This window comes from Streptomyces sp. NPDC021080, assembly GCF_044333225.1.
Taxonomy (GTDB): domain Bacteria; phylum Actinomycetota; class Actinomycetes; order Streptomycetales; family Streptomycetaceae; genus Streptomyces.
Genome location: NZ_JBIRQM010000032.1, coordinates 1 through 20,714, shown reverse-complemented (window position 1 = coordinate 20,714; position 20,714 = coordinate 1). Strand labels below are relative to the sequence as shown.

General features: G+C 71.8%; 16 protein-coding genes and 1 tRNA gene. 5 read left to right on the top strand and 12 right to left on the bottom strand.

Annotated features, from left to right (window positions below; genetic code table 11):
• Positions 1-59: 59 nt before the first annotated feature.
• Both ACH4S8_RS42815 and ACH4S8_RS42810 read right to left on the bottom strand, forming a co-directional pair.
• Positions 60-740 (bottom strand): TetR/AcrR family transcriptional regulator, encoded by a 681-nt coding sequence (locus tag ACH4S8_RS42815; protein WP_328555094.1) that lies wholly within the window; start codon positions 738-740, stop codon positions 60-62.
• Positions 737-1,747 (bottom strand): acyl-CoA desaturase, encoded by a 1,011-nt coding sequence (locus ACH4S8_RS42810; protein ID WP_398404341.1) that lies wholly within the window; start codon positions 1,745-1,747, stop codon positions 737-739. Before ACH4S8_RS42810 ends, ACH4S8_RS42815 begins: the two co-directional genes overlap by 4 nt.
• A 353-nt stretch (positions 1,748-2,100) precedes the next feature.
• Here ACH4S8_RS42810 and ppc point away from each other — a divergent pair, with 353 nt between their 5' ends.
• Positions 2,101-4,833 carry a phosphoenolpyruvate carboxylase gene (ppc, locus tag ACH4S8_RS42805; protein ID WP_398404339.1) on the top strand — a complete coding sequence of 911 codons (2,733 nt, stop codon included), beginning with the start codon at positions 2,101-2,103 and terminating at the stop codon, positions 4,831-4,833.
• Between the two features lie 136 nt (positions 4,834-4,969).
• Here ppc and ACH4S8_RS42800 read toward each other — a convergent pair whose 3' ends face one another.
• The 6 genes from ACH4S8_RS42800 to ACH4S8_RS42775 all read right to left on the bottom strand — a co-directional run bounded on the left by ACH4S8_RS42800 (position 4,970) and on the right by ACH4S8_RS42775 (position 9,813).
• Positions 4,970-5,467 carry a hypothetical protein gene (locus ACH4S8_RS42800; RefSeq protein WP_398404337.1) on the bottom strand — a complete coding sequence of 166 codons (498 nt, stop codon included), beginning with the start codon at positions 5,465-5,467 and terminating at the stop codon, positions 4,970-4,972.
• 135 nt (positions 5,468-5,602) lie between these two features.
• Positions 5,603-6,214 carry an aminoacyl-tRNA hydrolase gene (gene pth / locus ACH4S8_RS42795; protein ID WP_398404335.1) on the bottom strand — a complete coding sequence of 204 codons (612 nt, stop codon included), beginning with the start codon at positions 6,212-6,214 and terminating at the stop codon, positions 5,603-5,605.
• A 74-nt stretch (positions 6,215-6,288) separates the two neighbouring features.
• On the bottom strand, positions 6,289-6,876 hold the full coding sequence (locus tag ACH4S8_RS42790; protein ID WP_398404333.1) for a 50S ribosomal protein L25/general stress protein Ctc: 588 nt from the start codon (positions 6,874-6,876) through the stop codon (positions 6,289-6,291).
• Positions 6,877-7,061: 185 nt separating this feature from the next.
• Positions 7,062-8,039 carry a ribose-phosphate diphosphokinase gene (locus ACH4S8_RS42785; RefSeq protein WP_398404331.1) on the bottom strand — a complete coding sequence of 326 codons (978 nt, stop codon included), beginning with the start codon at positions 8,037-8,039 and terminating at the stop codon, positions 7,062-7,064.
• Positions 8,040-8,166: 127 nt separating this feature from the next.
• A complete protein-coding gene (gene glmU / locus ACH4S8_RS42780) occupies positions 8,167-9,615 on the bottom strand; it encodes a bifunctional UDP-N-acetylglucosamine diphosphorylase/glucosamine-1-phosphate N-acetyltransferase GlmU (RefSeq protein ID WP_398404329.1) in 1,449 nt (482 codons plus the stop codon).
• A gap of 126 nt (positions 9,616-9,741) precedes the next feature.
• Positions 9,742-9,813: transfer RNA gene (locus tag ACH4S8_RS42775), tRNA-Gln, on the bottom strand.
• 304 nt (positions 9,814-10,117) lie between these two features.
• On the opposite strand from ACH4S8_RS42775, the gene ACH4S8_RS42770 reads away from it, so the two are divergent.
• On the top strand, positions 10,118-11,428 hold the full coding sequence (locus tag ACH4S8_RS42770; RefSeq protein WP_398404327.1) for a sensor histidine kinase: 1,311 nt from the start codon (positions 10,118-10,120) through the stop codon (positions 11,426-11,428).
• A 336-nt stretch (positions 11,429-11,764) separates the two neighbouring features.
• Here ACH4S8_RS42770 and ACH4S8_RS42765 read toward each other — a convergent pair whose 3' ends face one another.
• Complete coding sequence (locus ACH4S8_RS42765) at positions 11,765-12,295, bottom strand: SUKH-3 domain-containing protein (protein ID WP_398404325.1); 531 nt, start codon at positions 12,293-12,295, stop codon at positions 11,765-11,767.
• A 77-nt stretch (positions 12,296-12,372) separates the two neighbouring features.
• On the bottom strand, positions 12,373-12,876 hold the full coding sequence (locus ACH4S8_RS42760; RefSeq protein WP_398404323.1) for a YwqJ-related putative deaminase: 504 nt from the start codon (positions 12,874-12,876) through the stop codon (positions 12,373-12,375).
• 232 nt (positions 12,877-13,108) lie between these two features.
• Here ACH4S8_RS42760 and ACH4S8_RS42755 point away from each other — a divergent pair, with 232 nt between their 5' ends.
• The 3 genes from ACH4S8_RS42755 to ACH4S8_RS42745 all read left to right on the top strand — a co-directional run bounded on the left by ACH4S8_RS42755 (position 13,109) and on the right by ACH4S8_RS42745 (position 17,978).
• Positions 13,109-14,104, top strand: coding sequence for an SMI1/KNR4 family protein (locus ACH4S8_RS42755; protein WP_398404321.1), 996 nt, complete (start codon positions 13,109-13,111; stop codon positions 14,102-14,104).
• 7 nt (positions 14,105-14,111) lie between these two features.
• Complete coding sequence (locus ACH4S8_RS42750; protein WP_398404319.1) at positions 14,112-16,844, top strand: SUKH-4 family immunity protein; 2,733 nt, start codon at positions 14,112-14,114, stop codon at positions 16,842-16,844.
• Positions 16,845-17,090: 246 nt separating this feature from the next.
• Positions 17,091-17,978, top strand: a complete 888-nt coding sequence (locus ACH4S8_RS42745; protein WP_398404317.1) for a cellulose-binding protein — start codon at positions 17,091-17,093, stop codon at positions 17,976-17,978.
• 124 nt (positions 17,979-18,102) lie between these two features.
• On the opposite strand, the gene ACH4S8_RS42740 is transcribed toward ACH4S8_RS42745, so the two are convergent.
• On the bottom strand, positions 18,103-19,737 hold the full coding sequence (locus ACH4S8_RS42740; protein ID WP_398404315.1) for a cation acetate symporter: 1,635 nt from the start codon (positions 19,735-19,737) through the stop codon (positions 18,103-18,105).
• Positions 19,734-20,294 (bottom strand): DUF485 domain-containing protein, encoded by a 561-nt coding sequence (locus ACH4S8_RS42735; protein WP_398404313.1) that lies wholly within the window; start codon positions 20,292-20,294, stop codon positions 19,734-19,736. Before ACH4S8_RS42735 ends, ACH4S8_RS42740 begins: the two co-directional genes overlap by 4 nt.
• Positions 20,295-20,714 lie beyond the last annotated feature (420 nt).

Sequence of the window (20,714 nt, the reverse complement as noted above, 5' to 3'; positions counted from 1 at the left end):
GCGCGGGGTGCCGGGCCGGCCGGGAGCGGGGCTCCCGGACCGCTCTGCAGGCCGCGGCCTCAGGCCTTGCGATGCCCTATCAGCCGCGGCTTCGGCTCCAGCCCGTCCAGACCGTGCCACGCCAGGTTCACCAGATGCGCGGCCACCTCCGCCTTGCGCGGCTTGCGGACGTCCAGCCACCACTGGCCCGTCAGCGCGACCATGCCCACCAGCGCCTGGGCGTACAGCGGCGCCAGCTTCGAGTCGAAGCCGCGGCTCTTGAACTCGCGGCCCAGGATGTCCTCCACCTGGGTGGCGATGTCCGAGATCAGGGACGCGAACGAACCCGTCGACTGCGGGATGGGGGAGTCGCGGACCAGGATGCGGAAGCCGTCCGTGTACTCCTCGATGTAGTCCAGAAGGGCGAACGCCGCCTGCTCGCACAGCTCACGCGGATGGCCCGCCGTCAGCGAGCCGGTCACCATGTCCAGCAGCCGCCGCATCTCACGGTCCACCACCACCGCGTACAGCCCCTCCTTGCCGCCGAAGTGCTCGTACACCACGGGTTTGGAGACGCCCGCCTTGGCCGCGATCTCCTCCACCGACGTGCCCTCGAAGCCCTTGGCCGCGAACAGGGTGCGGCCGATCTCCAGCAGCTGCTGACGGCGCTCGGCGCCGGTCATGCGGGTGCGGCGCGCACGCCGCGGCTTCTCGGAGCTGCTCGGGGTGCTGCTGGAGTCGGTCGCCACGCCGTCAATCATGCCGCTTCAGCGGTTTCCGTCTTGCGTCGGGAGCCGTTCCCGTCGTCGCTGCGCCGCGAATCGATGCGCGAGCGTGACGGCCAGCGCACGTCGTACGCCCATCCGAGCTGCTCGCACCAGCGGATGATCCGCGCCGACGAGTCGAGCTGGCCGCGGTCCACGCCGTGCCGGGCGGACGTCGGGTCGGAGTGGTGCAGGTTGTGCCAGGACTCGCCGCACGAGAGCACCGCCAGCCACCACACGTTGCCCGAACGGTCACGCGACTTGAAGGGGCGCTTGCCGACCGCGTGGCAGATCGAGTTGATCGACCAGGTCACATGGTGCAGCAGAGCCACCCGTACGAGGGACCCCCAGAAGAACCCGGTGAACGCGCCCCACCACGACATCGTCACCAGACCGCCGATCAGCGCCGGCAGCGCCAGCGAGAGCAGCGTCCACAGGATGAACTGACGCGAGATCGCCCGGATCACCGGGTCCTTCACCAGATCGGGCGCGTACTTCTCCTGCGAGGTCCGTTCCTCGTCGAACATCCAACCGATGTGCGCCCACCACAAGCCCTTCATCAGCGCCGGAACCGTCTCGCCGTACCGCCACGGCGAGTGCGGGTCACCCTCCGCGTCGGAGAACTTGTGGTGCTTGCGGTGGTCGGCGACCCAGCGCACGAGAGGACCCTCGACCGCCATCGACCCCGCGACGGCGATCGCGATCCGCAGGGGAGTCTTCGCCTTGAACGAGCCATGGGTGAAATAGCGGTGGTAGCCGATCGTGACGCCGTGGCAGCCCAGGTAGTAGAAGAAGACCAGCAGGCCGACGTCCAGCCAGCTCAGCCCCCGTCCCCAGGCCAGCGGCACCGCCGCGAGCAGCGCCAGGAAGGGGACGGCGATGAAGAGAAGAAGGGTGATCTGTTCGAGTGACCCCTTCTTCTCGCCGCCGAGGGTCGCGGCGGGGAGCGAGGCGTCGTCGTCGGCCTGCGGGGCGTCGTCGATCACATCGGAACTCGTGGTCATGTGGGCGTCCCCTGTGGGGTTCGAGGGTGAGGAACGACGGGGAAGAGTGTCCGGGTGCGAACTCCACGGTCCCCCCGTCGTCCGACGGGAATACCTACGGGTCCGTAACCTACGGCATCGTAAGTATGTCAGCGCGCAGCCCGGCGGCAAGAGCCCGTGAGCCTGCGCGTCCGGGGGGACACCTATCCTTGGAGTCGGTCGGACAGCGCGGTCCGTTCTGTTTTCTTCCCGGATGCCACCTCCCTAAGCGGCACCCGCCGCGCGCGGTCGTCACCCGGGTTCCCTCCCAGACGAGCTTCGAACGAGATTCCCCACTCTTCAGACGAGCTTCACCACTGCAAGGAGCCGCACCTGTGAGCAGTGCCGACGACCAGACCACGACGACCAGCAGCGAACTGCGCGCCGACATCCGCCGCCTGGGCGACCTCCTCGGCGAGACCCTCGTACGGCAGGAGGGCCCCGAGCTCCTGGAACTGGTCGAGAAGGTCCGCCGCCTGACCCGCGAGGACGGCGAGGCCGCCTCCGAGCTGTTGCGCGGCACCGAGCTGGAGACCGCCGCCAAGCTGGTCCGCGCCTTCTCGACCTACTTCCACCTCGCCAACGTCACCGAGCAGGTGCACCGCGGCCGCGAGCTGCGTGCCAAGCGCGCCGCCGAGGGCGGCCTCCTCGCCCGGACGGCCGACCGGCTCAAGGACGCCGACCCCGAGCACCTGCGCCAGACGGTCAAGAACCTCAACGTCCGCCCCGTCTTCACCGCCCACCCCACCGAGGCGGCCCGGCGCTCGGTCCTCAACAAGCTGCGGCGCATCGCCGCGCTCCTGGAGACCCCGGTCATCGAGGCCGACCGCCGCCGCTACGACACCCGCCTCGCCGAGAACATCGACCTCGTGTGGCAGACGGACGAGCTCCGCGTCGTGCGCCCCGAGCCCGCCGACGAGGCCCGCAACGCCATCTACTACCTGGACGAACTCCACGCGGGCGCCGTCGGCGACGTCCTCGAGGACCTCACCGCCGAACTCGAACGCGTCGGCGTCGCCCTCCCGGACGACACCCGCCCGCTCACCTTCGGCACCTGGATCGGCGGCGACCGCGACGGCAACCCGAACGTCACCCCCGCCGTCACCTGGGACGTCCTGATCCTCCAGCACGAGCACGGCATCAACGACGCCCTGGAGCTCATCGACGAGCTCCGCGGCTTCCTGTCGAACTCCATCCGCTACACCGGCGCCACCGAGGAACTCCTGGAGTCCCTCCAGAGCGACCTGGAACTCCTGCCGGAGATCAGCCCCCGCTACAAGCGCCTCAACGCCGAGGAGCCCTACCGCCTCAAGGCCACCTGCATCCGGCAGAAGCTGGAGAACACCAAGCTCCGCCTGGCCAAGGGCACGCCCCACGAGGACGGCCGCGACTACCTCGGCACCGCCGAACTGCTGCGCGACCTCACCCTCATCCAGACCTCGCTGCGCGCGCACCGCGGCGGCCTCTTCGCCGACGGCCGCATGAACCGCACCATCCGCACGCTCGCCGCGTTCGGCCTCCAGCTCGCCACCATGGACGTACGCGAGCACGCGGACGCCCACCACCACGCCCTCGGCCAGCTCTTCGACCGCCTCGGCGAGGAGTCCTGGCGCTACGTGGACATGCCGCGCGACTACCGCGCCAAGCTCCTCGCCAAGGAACTGCGCTCCCGTCGCCCGCTCGGCCCCACCCCCGCGCCGCTCGACGCCGCCGGGCAGAAGACCCTCGGCGTCTTCGAGACCGTCAAGCGGGCCCTGAAGATCTTCGGCCCCGAGGTCATCGAGTCGTACATCATCTCGATGTGCCAGGGTGCCGACGACGTCTTCGCCGCCGCCGTCCTCGCCCGCGAGGCCGGACTCATCGACCTGCACGCCGGCTGGGCCAAGATCGGCATCGTGCCGCTCCTGGAGACCACCGACGAGCTCAAGGCCGCGGACACCATCCTGGAGGACATGCTCTCCGACCCCTCGTACCGCCGGCTGGTGGCGCTGCGCGGGGACGTCCAGGAGGTCATGCTCGGCTACTCCGACTCCTCGAAGTTCGGCGGCATCACCACCTCCCAGTGGGAGATCCACCGTGCCCAGCGCCGGCTGCGCGACGTCGCCCACCGCTACGGCGTACGCCTGCGCCTCTTCCACGGCCGCGGCGGCACCGTCGGCCGCGGCGGCGGCCCCTCGCACGACGCGATCCTCGCCCAGCCCTGGGGCACTCTGGAGGGCGAGATCAAGGTGACCGAGCAGGGCGAGGTCATCTCCGACAAGTACCTCGTCCCCTCGCTGGCCCGCGAGAACCTGGAACTGACGGTCGCCGCCACCCTGCAGGCATCCGCCCTGCACACCTCGCCCCGCCAGTCCGACGAGGCACTCGCCCGCTGGGACGCCGCGATGGACGTCGTCTCCGACGCCGCCCACTCCGCCTACCGGCGGCTCGTCGAGGACCCCGACCTGCCGACGTACTTCCTCGCCTCCACGCCGGTCGACCAGCTCGCCGACCTGCACCTGGGCTCGCGGCCCTCCCGCCGCCCCGGCTCGGGCGTCTCGCTCGACGGACTGCGCGCCATCCCGTGGGTCTTCGGCTGGACCCAGTCCCGGCAGATCGTGCCCGGCTGGTTCGGCGTCGGCTCCGGCCTCAAGGCACTGCGCGAGGCCGGCCTGGACACCGTGCTCGACGAGATGCACGAGCAGTGGCACTTCTTCCGGAACTTCCTCTCGAACGTCGAGATGACCCTCGCGAAGACGGATCTGCGGATCGCCCGCCACTACGTCGACACCCTCGTCCCCGACGAGCTCAAGCACGTGTTCGACGTCATCGAGGCCGAACACGAGCTGACCGTGCGCGAGGTGCTGCGCATCACCGGCGGCGAGAAGCTGCTCGACACCAACCCGGTGCTCCAGCAGACCTTCGCCATCCGCGACGCCTACCTGGACCCGATCTCCTACCTCCAGGTCGCCCTCCTCAAGCGCCAGCGCGACGAGGCCGCGGCCGGCCGGACGCCGGACCCGCTGCTCTCGCGGGCCCTGCTCCTGACGGTCAACGGTGTGGCGGCGGGCCTGCGCAACACCGGCTGAGCCCAACGGCTGCGCCGGACTCCGGCGCAGCCGCGAGAAGGCGCCCTCCGCGCTCGTACCCGTACGAGCGCGGAGGGCGCCTTCGTGTGTCCGTCGAGCCGCCCTCGGGCGACGGCGTGAGATGCCGGAGGCCGTACTAGACGATCAGGATCGTCGCCGTCAGCAGGGCCAGGCCCGTGCCCGCCATCACCCAGGCCGCCCGGGTCAGCCGCAGACCGCCCGCGACCACCACCGAGGCCAGCAGCAGGGCACCCGCCAGCGGAACCCAGGCATAGAGCAGACCGGCCGGACCGCTGCGGACGACCTCGTCACTGCCGGGCTTCACCGTGACCGTGTACGTCCGTCCCTTCTCCACCGCCACCGACTGGTCGATGACGACACGTGACCGCGCCCGTGAACCCGGCGACACCGGTGTGTACGGCCCCGTACAGACGTCTCCCGAGCACGACCGCACGGCGATCGTGCCCTGTTCCCGGCCCTTGCTCAGCATCACGTGCTGCGCGGTGCCCCAGGAGGCCCACACGCCCGCGATCAGGATGAGCCCGGCGACCGCGCCCATCACCGTGAGCCGGCCGATACGCAGCGCCGCGTACGCGCTCTGGGGGGAGGTGACGGCACGCATGGCCGGGATCATTGGCCATGGCCGAGCGCTCGGTCAACCCCGGGTGGGGGACACGTCAGCAGTTGTACGGGTACGTCGGCCGCCGGCACCCCGGCCGCGCCGGAACCGTCCCCCGGACCCCATGGCCCCCGGCCCCGCGGGCGTCCCTCAGGAGTTGTACGTGCCCTGGGCCCGCTCCAGGCCCTCGATCACCAGGCACTCCACCGCGTCCGCCGCCCGGTCCACGAAGTAGTCCAGCTCCTTGCGCTCGGCGGACCCGAAGTCCTTCAGCACGAAGTCCGCGACCTGCATACGGCCCGGCGGGCGCCCGATGCCGAACCGCACCCGGTGATAGTCCGCGCCCATCGCCTTCGTCATCGACTTCAGACCGTTGTGGCCGTTGTCGCCGCCGCCCAGCTTCAGCCGCAGCACGCCGTAGTCGATGTCGAGCTCGTCGTGGACCGCCACGATGTGCGCCGTCGGCACCTTGTAGAAGTCCCGCAGCGCGGTCACCGGGCCACCCGACAGGTTCATGTACGACATCGGCTTGGCCAGGATCACCCGGCGGTTCGCCGGACCCGGCGGTCCGATCCGCCCCTCGATCACCTGGGCCTGCGCCTTGCCCGCCCGCTTGAACTTCCCGCCGATCCGCTCCGCCAGCAGATCGGCCACCATGAAGCCCACGTTGTGCCGGTTCATGGCGTACTCGGGGCCCGGGTTGCCGAGGCCCACGATCAGCCAGGGCGCGTTGGCGTCGGTCGTCACGTCCGTGTCTCCCATGTGTCCTTGATACGCGGCAGCCGCCGCTCCCGAGAAGGAGCGGCGGCTGACACAGATGAAGATTCCGGGGGGAATCAGGCCTCGGCGGCAGCCTCGGTCTCGCCCTCGGCGGCCGGCTCCTCGGCCTGTGCCGACAGGACCTGGATGACGACCGCGTCCTCGTCGATCGCCAGCGTGGTGCCCTTGGGGAGCGTGATGTCCTTGGCGTGGATGGAGGCGCCGGCCTCCAGGCCCTCGATGGAGACGGTGACCGACTCCGGGATGTGGGTGGCCTCGGCCTCGACCGTCAGGGTGTTCAGCACGTTCTCGACGAGGAAGCTGCCCGGGGCCAGCTCGCCCTCGGTCTGCACGAAGACCTCGACGGTGACCTTCTCGCCGCGCTTCACGAGGAGCAGGTCGACGTGCTCGAGGAAGCCCTTGATGGCGTCGCGCTGGACGGCCTTCGGGATCGCGAGCTCGGTCTTGCCGTTCAGGTCCAGGGAGAGCAGGACGTTCGGCGTGCGCAGCGCGAGCAGCAGGTCGTGGCCCGGGAGCGTGATGTGGACCGGCTCCGTGCCGTGACCGTAGACGACGCCGGGAACCCTGCCCTCACGGCGGACGCGGCGGGCGGCACCCTTGCCGAACTCGGTGCGGGACTCGGCGGCGAGCTTGACCTCGGACATGTTCACTCCTCGTAGATCCTGGGGAAGAAGGTCACCCGGCCAAACCATCGGCCTGCTACGAAGAGCGCGTCGATAACGGACCGCCGCACACAAAAGTGCGGCCTCCCTCGCCGAGCAACTGTGACAGCTTACGGGGCGGGGAGGCCGTACAAGAAATCGATCTAGGCGACCGGCGGGACCGGGGCCTACTGCTCCTCGAACAGGCTCGTCACCGAGCCGTCCTGGAAGACCTCACGCACCGCGTCCGCGATCGTCGGCGCGATCGAGAGCACCGTGATCTTGTCGAGCTCCAGCTCACCCGGCGTCGGCAGGGTGTCCGTGAAGATGAACTCGCTGACCTTGGAGTTCTTCAGACGGTCGGCCGCCGGGCCGGAGAGCACACCGTGCGTGGCCGTCACGATGACGTCCTCCGCGCCGTGCGCGAACAGCGCGTCGGCGGCGGCGCAGATGGTGCCACCGGTGTCGATCATGTCGTCGACGAGCACACAGACACGGCCCTTCACGTCACCGACCACCTCGTGGACGGTGACCTGGTTGGCGACGTCCTTGTCGCGGCGCTTGTGCACGATGGCCAGCGGAGCGTCCAGGCGGTCGCACCAGCGGTCGGCGACCCGCACCCGGCCCGCGTCCGGGGAGACGACGGTGAGCTTGGAACGGTCGACCTTGGCGCCCACGTAGTCGGCGAGGATCGGCAGCGCGAACAGGTGGTCCACCGGGCCGTCGAAGAAGCCCTGGATCTGGTCCGTGTGCAGATCGACGGTGAGGATGCGGTCCGCACCGGCCGTCTTCATCAGGTCCGCCACCAGACGCGCCGAGATCGGTTCACGTCCGCGGTGCTTCTTGTCCTGACGGGCGTAACCGTAGAAGGGCACGATCACGGTGATGCTCCGGGCGGAGGCCCGCTTCAGAGCGTCGATCATGATCAGCTGTTCCATGATCCACTTGTTGATGGGGGCCGTGTGGCTCTGCATCAGGAAGCAGTCGGCGCCGCGCGCGGACTCCTGGTAGCGGATGTAGATCTCGCCGTTCGCGAAGTCGAAGGCCTTCGTCGGGACGACCCCGACACCCAGCTTGTGGGCGACCTCCTGGGCAAGCTCGGGGTGGGCGCGGCCGGAGAAGAACATCATCTTCTTCTCGCCGGTCGTCGTCTTGATCCCGGTCACAGCACTGTCTCCTCAGAGGTCATCTCAGTGGGCGTGAGAGGTCTCAGCTGGTTCGCGAGAGGTCTCTCAGCTGGGGTGCGGATGTGCACTTATCACGGTACGCCGTCCCAGGCGCACCGCTTTCCCGTCAGCCTTCGTCTTCCGGTCCCCGGACAGCGGTCTCCGCGGCCTTCGCCGCCGCGCTCCCCGGACGCTTGCGGGCCACCCAGCCCTCGATATTCCGCTGCTGGCCACGGGCCACGGCCAGCGAACCGGGGGGCACGTCCTTGGTGATGACGGAGCCCGCCGCGGTGTACGCGCCGTCCCCGACCGTGACAGGAGCCACAAACATGTTGTCCGAACCCGTACGGCAGTGCGAGCCGATCGTCGTGTGGTGCTTGTCCTTGCCGTCGTAGTTCACGAACACGCTCGCGGCACCGATGTTCGAGTACTCGCCGATCGTCGCGTCCCCCACGTACGACAGGTGCGGGATCTTCGTCCCCTCGCCGATCGTCGCGTTCTTCGTCTCGACGTACGTGCCGACCTTGGCCTTCAGACCGATCCGGGTGCCCGGACGCAGGTACGCGTACGGACCCACCTTCGCCTCGGGACCCACCTCGGCGGTGTCGGCCACCGTGTTGTCGACACGGGCACCGGCGCCCACCCGGGTGTCCTTCAGGCGGCAGTTGGGCCCGACCTCGGCGCCCTCGGCGACATGCGTGGCGCCCTGGAGCTGCGTCCCGGGGAGCACGATCGCGTCCTGCTCGAACGTGACCGTCACGTCCACCCAGGTCGTCGCGGGGTCGACGACGCTGACGCCGGCCAGCATCGCCCGCGTGAGCAGCCGGTCGTTCAGGATGCGGCGCGCCTCGGCGAGCTGGACGCGGTTGTTGATGCCGGCGATCTCGCGGTGGTCGGCGGCGACGGCCGCGCCCACGCGGTGCCCGGCCTCGCGCAGGATCCCGAGGACGTCCGTGAGGTACTCCTCGCCCTGGCTGTTGTCCGTGCGCACCTTGCCGAGCGCGTCGGCGAGCAGCCGGCCGTCGAAGGCGAAGACACCCGAGTTGATCTCGCGGATCGCGCGCTGCGAGTCGCTCGCGTCCTTGTGCTCGACGATCGCGGTGACCGCGCCGCCGGCGCCGTCCCGCACGATGCGGCCGTAGCCGGTGGCGTCGGGGACCTCGGCGGTCAGCACGGTGACGGCGTTGCCGTCGGCGCCGTGGGCCGAGGCCAGCGCGAGCAGGGTCTCGCCGCTGAGCAGGGGGGTGTCGCCGCAGACCACGACGACCGTGCCGTCCACACCGCCGCCGAGTTCCTCGAGGGCCATCCGTACCGCGTGCCCGGTGCCGTTCTGCTCGGCCTGTACCGCCGTCCGGACGCCCGGGTCGATCTCCGCGAGGTGCCCGACGACCTTCTCGCGGGCGTGGCCCACGACGACGACCAGGTTCTCGGGATCCAATTCGCGTGCGGCGGCCAGCACATGACCGACGAGGGAGCGTCCGCAGATGTCGTGCAGAACCTTGGGTGTGGCCGATTTCATACGGGTGCCCTCACCCGCTGCGAGTACGACGACGGCGGCCGGGTGGATGGCGCTCACGGGGTTGCCCTTCGGCTGTGAATGACTGGGGGGTGGACATCCGCAGGATACCGGGGCGAAACAGGAGGGATGCGGGAGAGGGCCCCGAGGGCCTGAGGGCACCGTCAGGGGCCGGATCGACCGAGGCTCCCCCGCCAGGACTCGAACCCGGACAGATGGCACCAAAAGCCACAGTGCTGCCAATTACACCACGGGGGAATGAACTCGATCGAACCGGACAATTGGTCGGCTCGTCGAGTCGGCACCCAACACTATGCCGTACCGGGCGCCTTCCGTGCGACGGTACAACTCGGCGCCTCCCGTGCGGCAGATGACCACGTGGTCCCGCCGCGTGTCCGAGGTGTTCACGGAGGCCGGGCGTCTGCGTTCCTGCGCTTGCGGCACCGCCACCGGCGCGGGGCCGACGGCGTTCCGGAGGCCGGTGATTCCCGGCGGGGCGCGGCGCGGGGCGGTCGGAGAAACTCACCGGAAATGGTCCGGGGTGCAACCGTAGGCTGGAGGCATGACCACGACGGGGGAAGAGCACACCGCGGCCGGGAACGGGCCGTGGTGGTGGGTCGGATGGCGTAGTGCGGTGTTGGACGCGGGACTCGCTCTGGTGTCCGCGTTCGAGTGCGGCGGCGAGGGGGTCCGCTTCGCGCACGACGCGGGACTGCCCGCTCCGGTGGGTGTCGCGTTCGGGGCGGTCTCCGGGTCCGTGCTCCTGGTGCGGCGGAAGTGGCCGATCGCGGTCGTCCTGGTGTCCATCGCGGTCACGCCCGCCCAGATGGGGTTCCTGATGGGGCTCGTCGGGCTCTACACGCTCGCCGCCTCCGAGCTGCCGCGGCGCATCACCGCGGCGCTGGCCGGGATGTCCTTCGCCGGCATGCTGATCGTCACGTTCGTCCGGGCGCACCAGAGCGTGGTGCGCGGGGACGTGCCGATGGGGAACTGGCTCGTCCCGTTCGCCTCCATCACGACGGCGATCGGGATGACCGCGCCGCCCGTGCTGCTCGGTCTGTACATGGGGGCCAGGCGTCGGCTGATGGAGAGCCTGCGGGAGCGGGCCGATTCGCTGGAGCGGGAGCTGCAGCTGCTCGCGGAGCGGGCCGAGGAGCGGGCGGAGTGGGCGCGCAACGAGGAGCGCACCCGGATCGCGCGGGAGATGCACGACGTGGTCGCGCACCGGGTCTCCCTGATGGTCGTGCACGCGGCGGCGCTGCAGGCGATCGCCCGGAAGGATCCCGAGAAGGCCGTGAAGAACGCCGCCCTGGTGGGGGACATGGGGCGGCAGGCGCTCACGGAGCTGCGGGAGATGCTCGGCGTGCTGCGTACGGGGAACGGGCTGGACGCGCGGGTGCCGTCGGTGCCGCTGGCCGCGGTGGGAGCCGCTGCCGCGGCGGCGGCGTCGCGGGCGGCGGACGACTCCGGGGGCGGCGAGGGGCCGAGTCTGGCCGAGATCGACGAGCTGATCGGGCAGTCGGCGGCGGCGGGGATGGTCGTGGCCCTGTCGGTCGAGGGGGACCTGCGCGGGTACGCCCGTGAGATCGAGCAGACCGCCTACCGGGTGGTGCAGGAGGCGTTGACGAACGTCCACAAGCACGCGGCGGGGGCGAAGACGTACGTCCGGCTGGCGCATCGGGTGTCCGAGATCGCGATGCAGGTGGAGAACGAGTGTCCGCCGGAGATGGGGGCGGGGGCGTCCGTGGGGCTGCCCAGCGGGGGGAACGGGCTGCTGGGGATGAAGGAGCGGGTGGCCGCGCTCGGGGGTGTGTTCGTGTCGGGGCCGACCGACGCGGGTGGGTTCCGGGTGTCGGCGGTGATCCCGGCGTAGCCTTCCGGGCGGTTCGCGGGCGGTTCGCGGGCGGTTCGTGGGTGCGGTTCGGGAGCGGTGCGTCGTGGGGCGGGGCCGTGCCGGTGCATCAGCCCGTCGCCGTTGGGTGAGGCGTGGCCGTCGGTGGCGACGGGCATCGATGTACCGGCACGGCCCCTCGCGTCGGATCCCGTCTGCGGGTGCGTCGTGGTGCCCCGGCCAGGGATTTTCAGCCCCTCGGGCGTTTGGGGAGCGGGGTCCGGGGCGGAGCCCCAGGGGTGATGGGGGTCCCCCCCTGGTCGAGCGAAGCCGAGACCTTGGGGGAGGGCAGGGGCGGAGGGGGCGAGGGACCGTCTGTCAGGTGGTGGTCAGGCGGGGTGGGGGCGTGCCGGTGAGGAGGGTGGTGAGGGCCGCGTCGATGTGGGGGCCGAGGTACCAGTCGCCGGTGTGGTCGAGGCTGTAGACACGGCCCTCGGCGTCGATGGCGAGCAGCGCGTGGGAGTCGGGCTCCTCGCCGAGGGGGCAGACCTCGGTGTCGAGCGCGCGGCCGAGGTCGCCGAGGGTGCGGGCCATGTGGAGCCCGTGCAGGGGGTCGAGGTGGAGCGCGGTGGGGGTGAGCTGTCGCCCGGGCCCCGCGGAGCCGATACGCAGCCCCCCGAACTCCGCCCAGGCCTCGACCGCCGCGGGAAACACGGCGTGCCGGTGCCCGGCCGGTGACTCGTGTCCGCGCAGTTCGTCGGCCCAGTACTCGGCCTGCTTTATGTCCCAGCGTCCCGGCTGCCACCCCGCCGAGCGCAGCACGGCGTCCACGGGGTCGGGGAAACGTGACGGGGGTCCCCCCTGCCCCGGTCTGGAGAAGAGGCTGGAGGAGGAGCGTTCGGAGTGCATCTGCCCTTCGTTCGTCGAGGGATGGGACTCGGCGTCGCGGGACGCCGTCATACGTACGTGTGCGGGGGTGGGGGAGTTCAGGCGTTCGGTGCCGCCGGGTCGACGATGCGTACGCCGAAGTGGCCGCTGAGGGCCGTGCAGGAGCGGCAGGGGGCGGCGAAGCTGCCGTGCAGCGGGTCGCCGTCCTCGCGGATGCGGCGGGCGGTGAGTTTGGCGCCCTTGAGGGCTTTGCGGGCTTCGCCGTTGGTCATCGGCCTGCGGCCGGAGCGCTTGCTGCGTTCGGCGTCGGCGGAGGCGATCTGGCGGGAGATCAGGATGGCCTCGGCGCAGCGGCCGGTGAAGCGGTCGCGTTGCGCGTTGGTGAGGGTGTCGAGGAAGTCCTGGACGAGTGGGTGAAGAACGGGCGGCTGATCGCCCCGGGCGGCCGTGCCGGTGAGGGTGGTGCCGCGGACGGAGAGGGCGGCGGCGACGGTGGGAAGTATGCCGTCGCGGCGGTACAGCAGGGCGGGCGCGTGCAGCGATTCGGCGCTGCTCCAGCCGACCCGGGGGTCCCCGGACGTGCTCGTATGCGTCGCGTTCATGATCGTCTTTCCCTCCCGTGCATCCCCCGGTGCGGAGACAGACTGCCAAATGGCGTGGCGGGAGCGGTAGCTGGGGCGCCGCGACACGCCAGGTCTTCGGCATACGGTCACTGTGAGGTGACGGCCGGTCACGGAACCGGAGGCCCGGTGACCGGTGTCGTACAACCGAATAGGCTGTCGACATCCGCGCTCCATCCAGCTACTGAAGACGCCGTAACAGGGGGCAACCGTCATGACGACAGGTCGGCTCGGGCAGCAGGCCGCGCCGCCGAACGCGGCCTACGCCGGGCAAGTCGTGCACTTCCCGGATCCGGTCCGGGCGGCGCGCCATCCCAGAGGTGTACGGATCGACGAGCGCGGCTATCCGGACTTCTCGCTCTACGCGCGTGCCGCGGCGGAGATCGCCGAGCCCCCGGAGGGTTTCGGTGTCGACGAGTTGAGGCTGACGGACTATGTGTCCGCGAACGCCGCCCTCGCCGCGTCCGGGCACGATCTGTGGGACACGATTCCCTCGGTGGCGACTCCGCACGGCTGGACGTGGCACCACGTGGCGGGCACCCGGCGGCTGGAGTTGGTGCCGGTCGAGGTGAAGGCGCTGCTGCGGCATCACGGTGGTGTCGCGACCGCGGTGGTGGACCATTCCAAGCGGGGGACGCGGCCGTTGCAGGAGACGCGGCCCGCGCACTTCGGGCTGCCGAAGTCGTCGGTCGCGGTGACGGAGCAGCAGGTGCTGGCGGTCGAGGAGGACCTCGGTTACCGGCTGCCCGGTGCCTACCGGTCGTTCCTGAAGGCCGCGGGCGGGTGCGCGCCGGTCGGTGCCGCGCTCGACGCCGAGCTCGGACTGCTGGTGGACCAGCCGCTGTTCACGGTGCGCGACGAGGCCGCGGTCAACGACCTGGTGTACGTCAACAAGTGTCTGCGCGACCATCTGACCAAGGATTACCTGGGGATCGGGTTCGTGCAGGGCGGTCTGCTGGCCGTCAAGGTGAAGGGCGACCGGATCGGTTCGGTCTGGTTCTGCGCGTTCGACGACGCCCGTGACCAGGACGCGTGGCCGCCGGCCGAGCGGGTGCAGCGGCTGCTGCTGCCGTGCGGTGACGACTTCGACCAGTTCCTGTCCCGGCTGGCGGGCAATCCGCCGGAGTTGGAGACGGTGGCGAATCTGATGGTGGACGGCGGTTTCGCGCACGCCGTGCCCGTCTCCTCGGTGTCTTCGGTGGGGGAGTGAGGCTGCGATGGTGACCTTCGCGCAGGCGCAGGAGCGCGCGGAAGAGTGGATCAACGGGGACGTGGCCGGGTACCAGCACCGTGAGGTGCGGGTGCGCGAGTTCGAACTCGGCTTTGTCGTATGGGCGGAGGACCGGGCCGAGGGGCCGCGTTCCGACGGGGGCGCGCAGCGGCTCGTCATCGCGCGGGACAGCGGGGAGGCCACGCTGTGGCCCGCGCTGCCGGTGGGCGAGGTCATCCGCCGGTACGAGGAGGAGTACGGGGTGCCGGCCGGGTCTTCCGAGCCGGCGCCGGCGCCCGCGGCCCGGGTCGATCTGAATCAGACGTCGTTCCTGCTGAGCCCTCCGGAGTGGCTGCAGGAGGCCGCGGACAAGATGGGGATTCCGGACCGGCGTTCCGGATCGGGATCGTCCGGCTCCGACGGGGCGGGTTCCCGTCCGGCCGCCTCCTCGGCGGGCGCCTCCGCGAACGGCGCGGCCGGTGGCGGGAGTTCGCTGCCGGGTGTGCCGGGGGATTCCGGGGAGCAGGGAGCCGCTGCCGCGCCGGGGGTGCACGCCGCCTCGCCGGCCACCACGCCGGGTGCGCCGCCGGTTCCCGTCGGGGCCACGCCGTGGCCGGCCGCCGCGACCGACGACGAGGTCCCCGGTCCGCGGGACGTGATGGCGCCCGTTCCGGCCGACGCGACCCCGTGGGCGGGGACGGACACGAACGCCGATCCCGGGGACGACCGTTCCGTGCCGCTGCCGGCGACCGTGTTCGCCCCGCAGCTGACGGATGCCGACGACTCGCGCACCCCGCCGCCCGCCGCCGCGTACGACCAGACCGCCATGATGTCCGGCGGCAGTCGACTCCCGAGCACGACGGTGTCGCCCGTGGCCGGCCTCCCGGGCTCTCCCGCGCCGGTTTCCGGCGACCCGCAGGGAACGCCGCCTCCGGGCGCGCCCGCGTACGGCTTCCCGCACTCTCCGGGCGCCGGTCCGGGTACTCCGCCGCCCGGTGTCCCGTCGGCTCCGGGCTTCCCCGGTACGCCGTCGTCCGCCGCGCCGTCACGGCCGCTGCCTCCGAACGCGGGTGACATCGCCGACGCCGCCACCAGCAAGGCGATGCCGCCCCGGGCGGCGCGCGGCGGCGGGGCGGCCGCCCCGCATCCGCCGAGCGCCCCGGGGGCGCCGGGCGCACGGCCGGGCAGCACGCCTCCGCCGTCCGCACCGGGTGCGCCCGCGGGCGGCTATGTGCCGACGCAGCTTGTCTCGCAGCTCGGGCCGGACGGGCCCGAGGGGGTGCCGGGTGCGCCCCAGCCGCCCGGCGCGACGCCTCCTCCGGGCGGTGTCCACCATGCCGCGACGATGCTGGCGGGGCCCGCGGTGGGCGGCCCCGGCGCGCCGCAGCCGCCGGGTCCCCCCGGAGCCCCGGGCGCTCCCTGGCAGCAGGGCGCTCCCGGTGCACCTGTTCCGCCGGGTGCCACGCCCGCGGGCGGAGCGCACCACGCCGCGACGATGCTGGCCGGGCCCCAGGCGGGCGGTCCGGGCGCGCCGCAGCCGCCGGGTGCGCCCGGTGCTCCTGGTGCGCCCGGGGGCACGCCTTCCGGTGAGGTGCACCACGCGGCGACGATGTTCGCCCCTCCGGCCGGTGGCCCGGGTGTGCCGCCGCCCCCGCAGGCTCCCGGTGTGCCGCAGGGCGCCCCTCAGCCGCTGCCCGGGCAGCAGCCCGTGCCGGGGCAGCCGGTTCCGGGTCAGCAGCCGGCGTACGGCTACCCGCAGGCGGGACAGCCGACGGTGGGGCCCGGCTATCAGGCCGTGCTGCGCTACCGGGCCCAGGACGGCTCCGAGCAGCAGCTGATCCGGCGGTCCGCGCCGGGTACCCCGCACCCGGAGTGGCAGATCCTGCACGAGCTGCGTGCGATGAACGTGCCGCCGCAGCAAGTGCTGGAGCTGCACACGGAGTTGGAGTCCTGTGAACTGCCGGGTGCGTACTGCGCGCGGATGATCAGGGAGACCTTCCCGCAGGCGCGGATCACGAGCATCGCGCCGTACGGCACGGATCACGCGAGCCGGCAGCAGGGGATGCACCAACTTCTCGCGCATCAGGGCGAGTTGCACCAGGTCGCGGACGGGCCGGCGCGTCCGGCGCCGGTGCGGGCGCCGATTCCGCCGGTGCAGCCCGCGCCGCCGATCCCGCCGGAGGCGATCGCGCAGGAGCTGGCGGCGGCGTTCGGGCCGGGGATGTTCCGGTTCGACCAGGCGGCCGTGTCGCGGCAGGGCGTACCGCCGATCGTGGCGCACACCCTGGTCGTGGCCGGGCTGCCGGTCGACATGGGCCCGTTCTTCTGGGCGCAGGCCCAGCCGGGCCGTCCGGTGCCCACCCTCGCCGAACTGGCGCAGGAGCGTGGGGTGATGGCGTCCCAGGACGCGGGCTCGTACCTCGTCATGGGCAGCGACTTCGGCAAGGCGATCTGTGTCCAGTACGGCACCGCGAACATCGTCGCCGTGCCGGTGGAGGCCGGTCCCGGGGGCGCTCCGGTGCCGCCGCAGTTCGTGAACACCGGTCTGCCCGAGTTCGCACGCTGCCTGGCGCTGCTCGGCCGGATGTGGCGGCTGCGGTTCGGCCTCAACCAGGAGCAGGCGGGCCGCTGGACCGTCGACTTCCAGGCCCAGCTCGCCTCGCTCGACCCGGCGGCCCTGGCCTCCCCGGAGAGCTGGTGGTCGGTCCTGCTGGAGGAGATGTGGGACGGCCTGCTCTAGCCGCGGTTCCGCGGAAGCGGGCGGTACGAGCAGGACGACGGCGGTACGGATGAGGCGCTCGGCCCGGATCACGGGCCGGGCGCCTCGTTCGTTTCGTATCGGCGTCGACCCCGAATGTCACGTCCGTGACGTGTCTGTGGCCGAAATGGGTGGGCGGAGTGTCGCGTTATGAACACTTCCGCGTGATCCATCAAGATGTGCGCGAAATCGTCTTTTCGTGTGTGTCGGGCGGAGAGGGGTCCAAGGATGAGCAGCACACCGGTGTCGCCGTACGGCTTCGTGGCCGTACGGGGGCGCGGCTACCGTCCCGAACAGGTCGACGCGTACGCCGCGGCGCTCTCCCGGAACCGTGACGCGGCCTGGGAGCGGGCCGCCCGGCTGACCGTGCTGGCGAAGGACATGGAGGCCGAGGCGGAGCGGCTGCGGGAGGCCGTGACGCGGCTCGCCCCGCAGACGTACGAGGAACTCGGCGAGCGGGCGCGGCGGATCTTCGCGCTCGGCGAGGAGGAGGCCGAGGCCCTGCGGGAGGAGGCGCGGCAGGACGCGCGGTCGGAGGCCGAGGTCGCCGAGGCGGTGGGCCGCGACGTGCGAAAGGCCGCGCAGGCGTACGCGGACGAGGTCCGCGAGGAGGCGGAGGAGTGGGCCCTGCGGCGGCTGGCCGACGCGCGTGCCGAGGCCGACGAGGTGCGTGTCTCCGCGCGGCGGGAGGTGAAGGAGAAACGGGGGGAGGTGCTCGCGGTGCTGCGTGAGGTGCGGGGGCGGGCGGAGGCTCTGGCCGGCGCTCAGGAGGCGGAGCACACCGCCCGGTGGGCCGAGTTCGAGCGGGCCGCCGCCGAGCGTGAGGCCGAGGCCGAGGCGGACCGGATCGAACGCGAGGCGCGCGCGCAGGAGTCGCTGGCCCGGGCCGAGCGGGTTCTCGCGGAGGCGGAGGAGTGGGACCGGCACCAGCAGGAGGACGCGGCGGCGCGTGCGGCCGGACTGGTCGCCGAGGCGCGGGTCAGCGAGGAGCGGATCGCCCGGGAGACGGACCGGGTGCTGCGGGAGCACGGGGAGCGGTGGGATCACGTACGGGCCCACATGGATCACGTACGCAGCAGCCTCACGTCTCTCACCGGGCGGGCCCCGGCGGAGTAGCCGACCCGGTGGGAAGCCCCGCGCCGCGGTGCTTCCCGACCGCTCCGCGGTTCGGGAGCTTCCCCCGCTCGGCGGTGTCTCCCCCGCCGCTCCGCGGTGTGTCTCCCACCGGTCCTGGCCGGTTTCAGCGCCCCTTCCGTATCGCCCCCGCCAGGATCCAGCCCTCCACCGCCTCGTACTGCCTGCGCTGTTCCTCCGCCTTGCGGCGGCCCGAGGCCACCGTGCCGAGCCAGCCGTAGGCGAAGCCCAGCGGGATCGACACGATGCCCGTGGTGGTGAACGGGAACCAGTTGAAGTCGGCGTCCGGGAACGCGGCGGTGGGGGAGCCGGAGACGAGGTTGGTGCCGGGCATGAGGACGAGGACCGTGAGGGTGCCGCCGATGAGGGTGGCGAGCAGTCCGGCGCGGGTGTAGCGGCGCCAGAAGAGGCTGTAGACCAGCGCGGGCGCGATCGCGGAGGCGCCGATGCAGAAGGACAGGGTGACCAGGGGCTGCAGGCTGTGGTGCTGGGCGAGGGTGGAGAGCAGGATGGCGGGGACGCCCACCGTCAGCGCGGAGATGCGGGCGAGGAGCATCTCGCGGCGCGGGGAGAGTTCGTCGCCCCGGCGCCGGCCGCGGAAGAGCCGGCTGTGGGCGAACACGTCGTGGGCGAGGGAGTTGGCGCAGGCCAGGATCATCCCGGCGACGGAGGCGAGCAGTGTCAGGAAGATCGCTGTCGTCACGGTGGTGAACAGGAGGGTCTCGGCGGTGGAGACGGAGGTGCCGAAGGCCGCCCGGGAGCCCAGCAGATAGGCCGTGTTGCCCTGCGGGTCGGCGGCCGCGATGGCCTCGCGGCCGATCAGGGCGGTGGCGCCGAAGCCGATGACGCTGACGATCAGGACGAACAGGGCCACGCACGGCACCGCCCAGGACAGCGACCTGCGTACCTGGCGGGCGCTGTCGGCCGTGTACATGCGCATGGTGATGTGGGGGAGGCAGGCGCCGCCGAGGACGACCGTGAGTTCCGAGGTGATCATGTCCAGGCGGGGGCTGGCACCGCCCGCGAACTGGAGGCCGGAGCGGAGGTAGGCGTCGCCCACACCGCTGTTGCGGGCCGCGGCGGCCAGCAGGGTGCCGGGGTTCCAGTCGAAGCGGTGGAGCACGAGGACGGCGACCGCCACGCCCGAGCCGAGCAGCATCACGATCTTCAGGATCTGGATGAGGGCGGTGCCCTTCATGCCGCCGATCGCCGCGTAGCTGATCATCAGCGCGCCGAGGCCGATGACGCAGCCGGTCTTGAGGGAGTCGGCGGAGAAACCGAGGATGAAGGCCAGAAGGTCGCCCGCGCCCGCGAGTTGGACCAGCATCAGCGGCAGCAGCGCGACGATGGTCACCGCGCAGGCGGTGTTGCGGACGGCGCGGCCCGGTGTGCGGCGCGCGAGGGCGTCGCCCATGGTGAACCGTCCCGCGTTGCGCAGCGGTTCGGCCAGCAGGAACATCAGCAGCATCAGGGACAGGGCGGTGCTCAGGGCGAGGACCACGCCGTCGTAGCCGGCCAGCGCGATGACGCCGCCGGTGCCGAGCACGCTCGCGGCGGAGATGTAGTCCCCGGCGATGGCGAGGCCGTTGCGCATCGGCGAGAGCGATCCGTAGCCGGTGTAGAACTCGTCGAGGTCGTCGCGGTCCGGGCCGGTCATCACGCACAGCAGCAGGGTGATCGTGGCGACGGCGGTGAACGCCACGAGCGACATGGTCTGGGCGGACGTGCTGAACCCCGTCATCGTGCCGCCTCCCGTCGCGCGTCGAGTTCGCTCTGTCTGCGGATCCGGTCCGCGATGGGGTCGAGGCGGCGGCGCGCGGAGTACTCGTACACGGCGATGGCGAGGCAGGTGACGGGGACCTGGAGCAGGCCGAGCAGCAGACCGGTCGACAGTCCGCCGGACACCGTGCTCGTCATCAGCGAGGGCGCGAAGGCCGACAGGATGAGGAAGAGGGTGAAGTATCCGAGGGCGGTGAGGGTCGCGACGCGGCGCTGCCGGCGGTAGGCGCCGCGCAGGAGTCTGATGTCGCTGTGCTGCCCGAGGAGCCGGTGGCGCGGCATGCGCCGTTGCGGGGGCTCGGCCGGCCGGGGCCGGGGCTGCCAGGGGTAGGTCAGCCGGGTGGGGTCGGGGTCGGGCGGCGGGTGTCCGGGATGCCCGTGGTCCTCCTCCTGCGGCGGCGGGTACGGCTGGTAGAGCGGGGCGCGCGGGGACGGGGACGGGGGCGGTGAGTACGGGGGTCGGTGTGGTTGTTGCCGGTGCGGCTTCGGGTGCTCGGGGGACGAGAACGCGTCGGGCATCCCGGTTCTCCTTGCGTGGCTCGGGTCCGGGGCGGGACCGCAGGGAGCGGGGGGTGAGCAGCGCGCACGCTACTCGTAGGTAGCGGGCCCGCGCGACCGTTTCGCCGAACTGGGCGGTCGGTATGCGCTTACTTCGGTGACCTGGGGTGTTACCCGCGTTTACCTGTGGAGTTCCCGCGAAGCAGGTCTGGAGGTTCCCCGGTTTTCGGGTGGGGAAGCGGGTGCCGGGCGGAGGGCGGGGTGGGTCCGGTGGGTGGGGCGGGGCCGTGCCGGGGCATCAGCCCGTCGCCGTTGGGTGAGGTGTGGCCGTCGGTGGCGACGGGCCTCGATGTACCGGCACGGCCCCTCCCGCGCGTACCCGGCTGCGGGTGTGCGGTGGCTTGGGCGCATCCCCTCACCTGCGTGAAATTTCAACCTCGG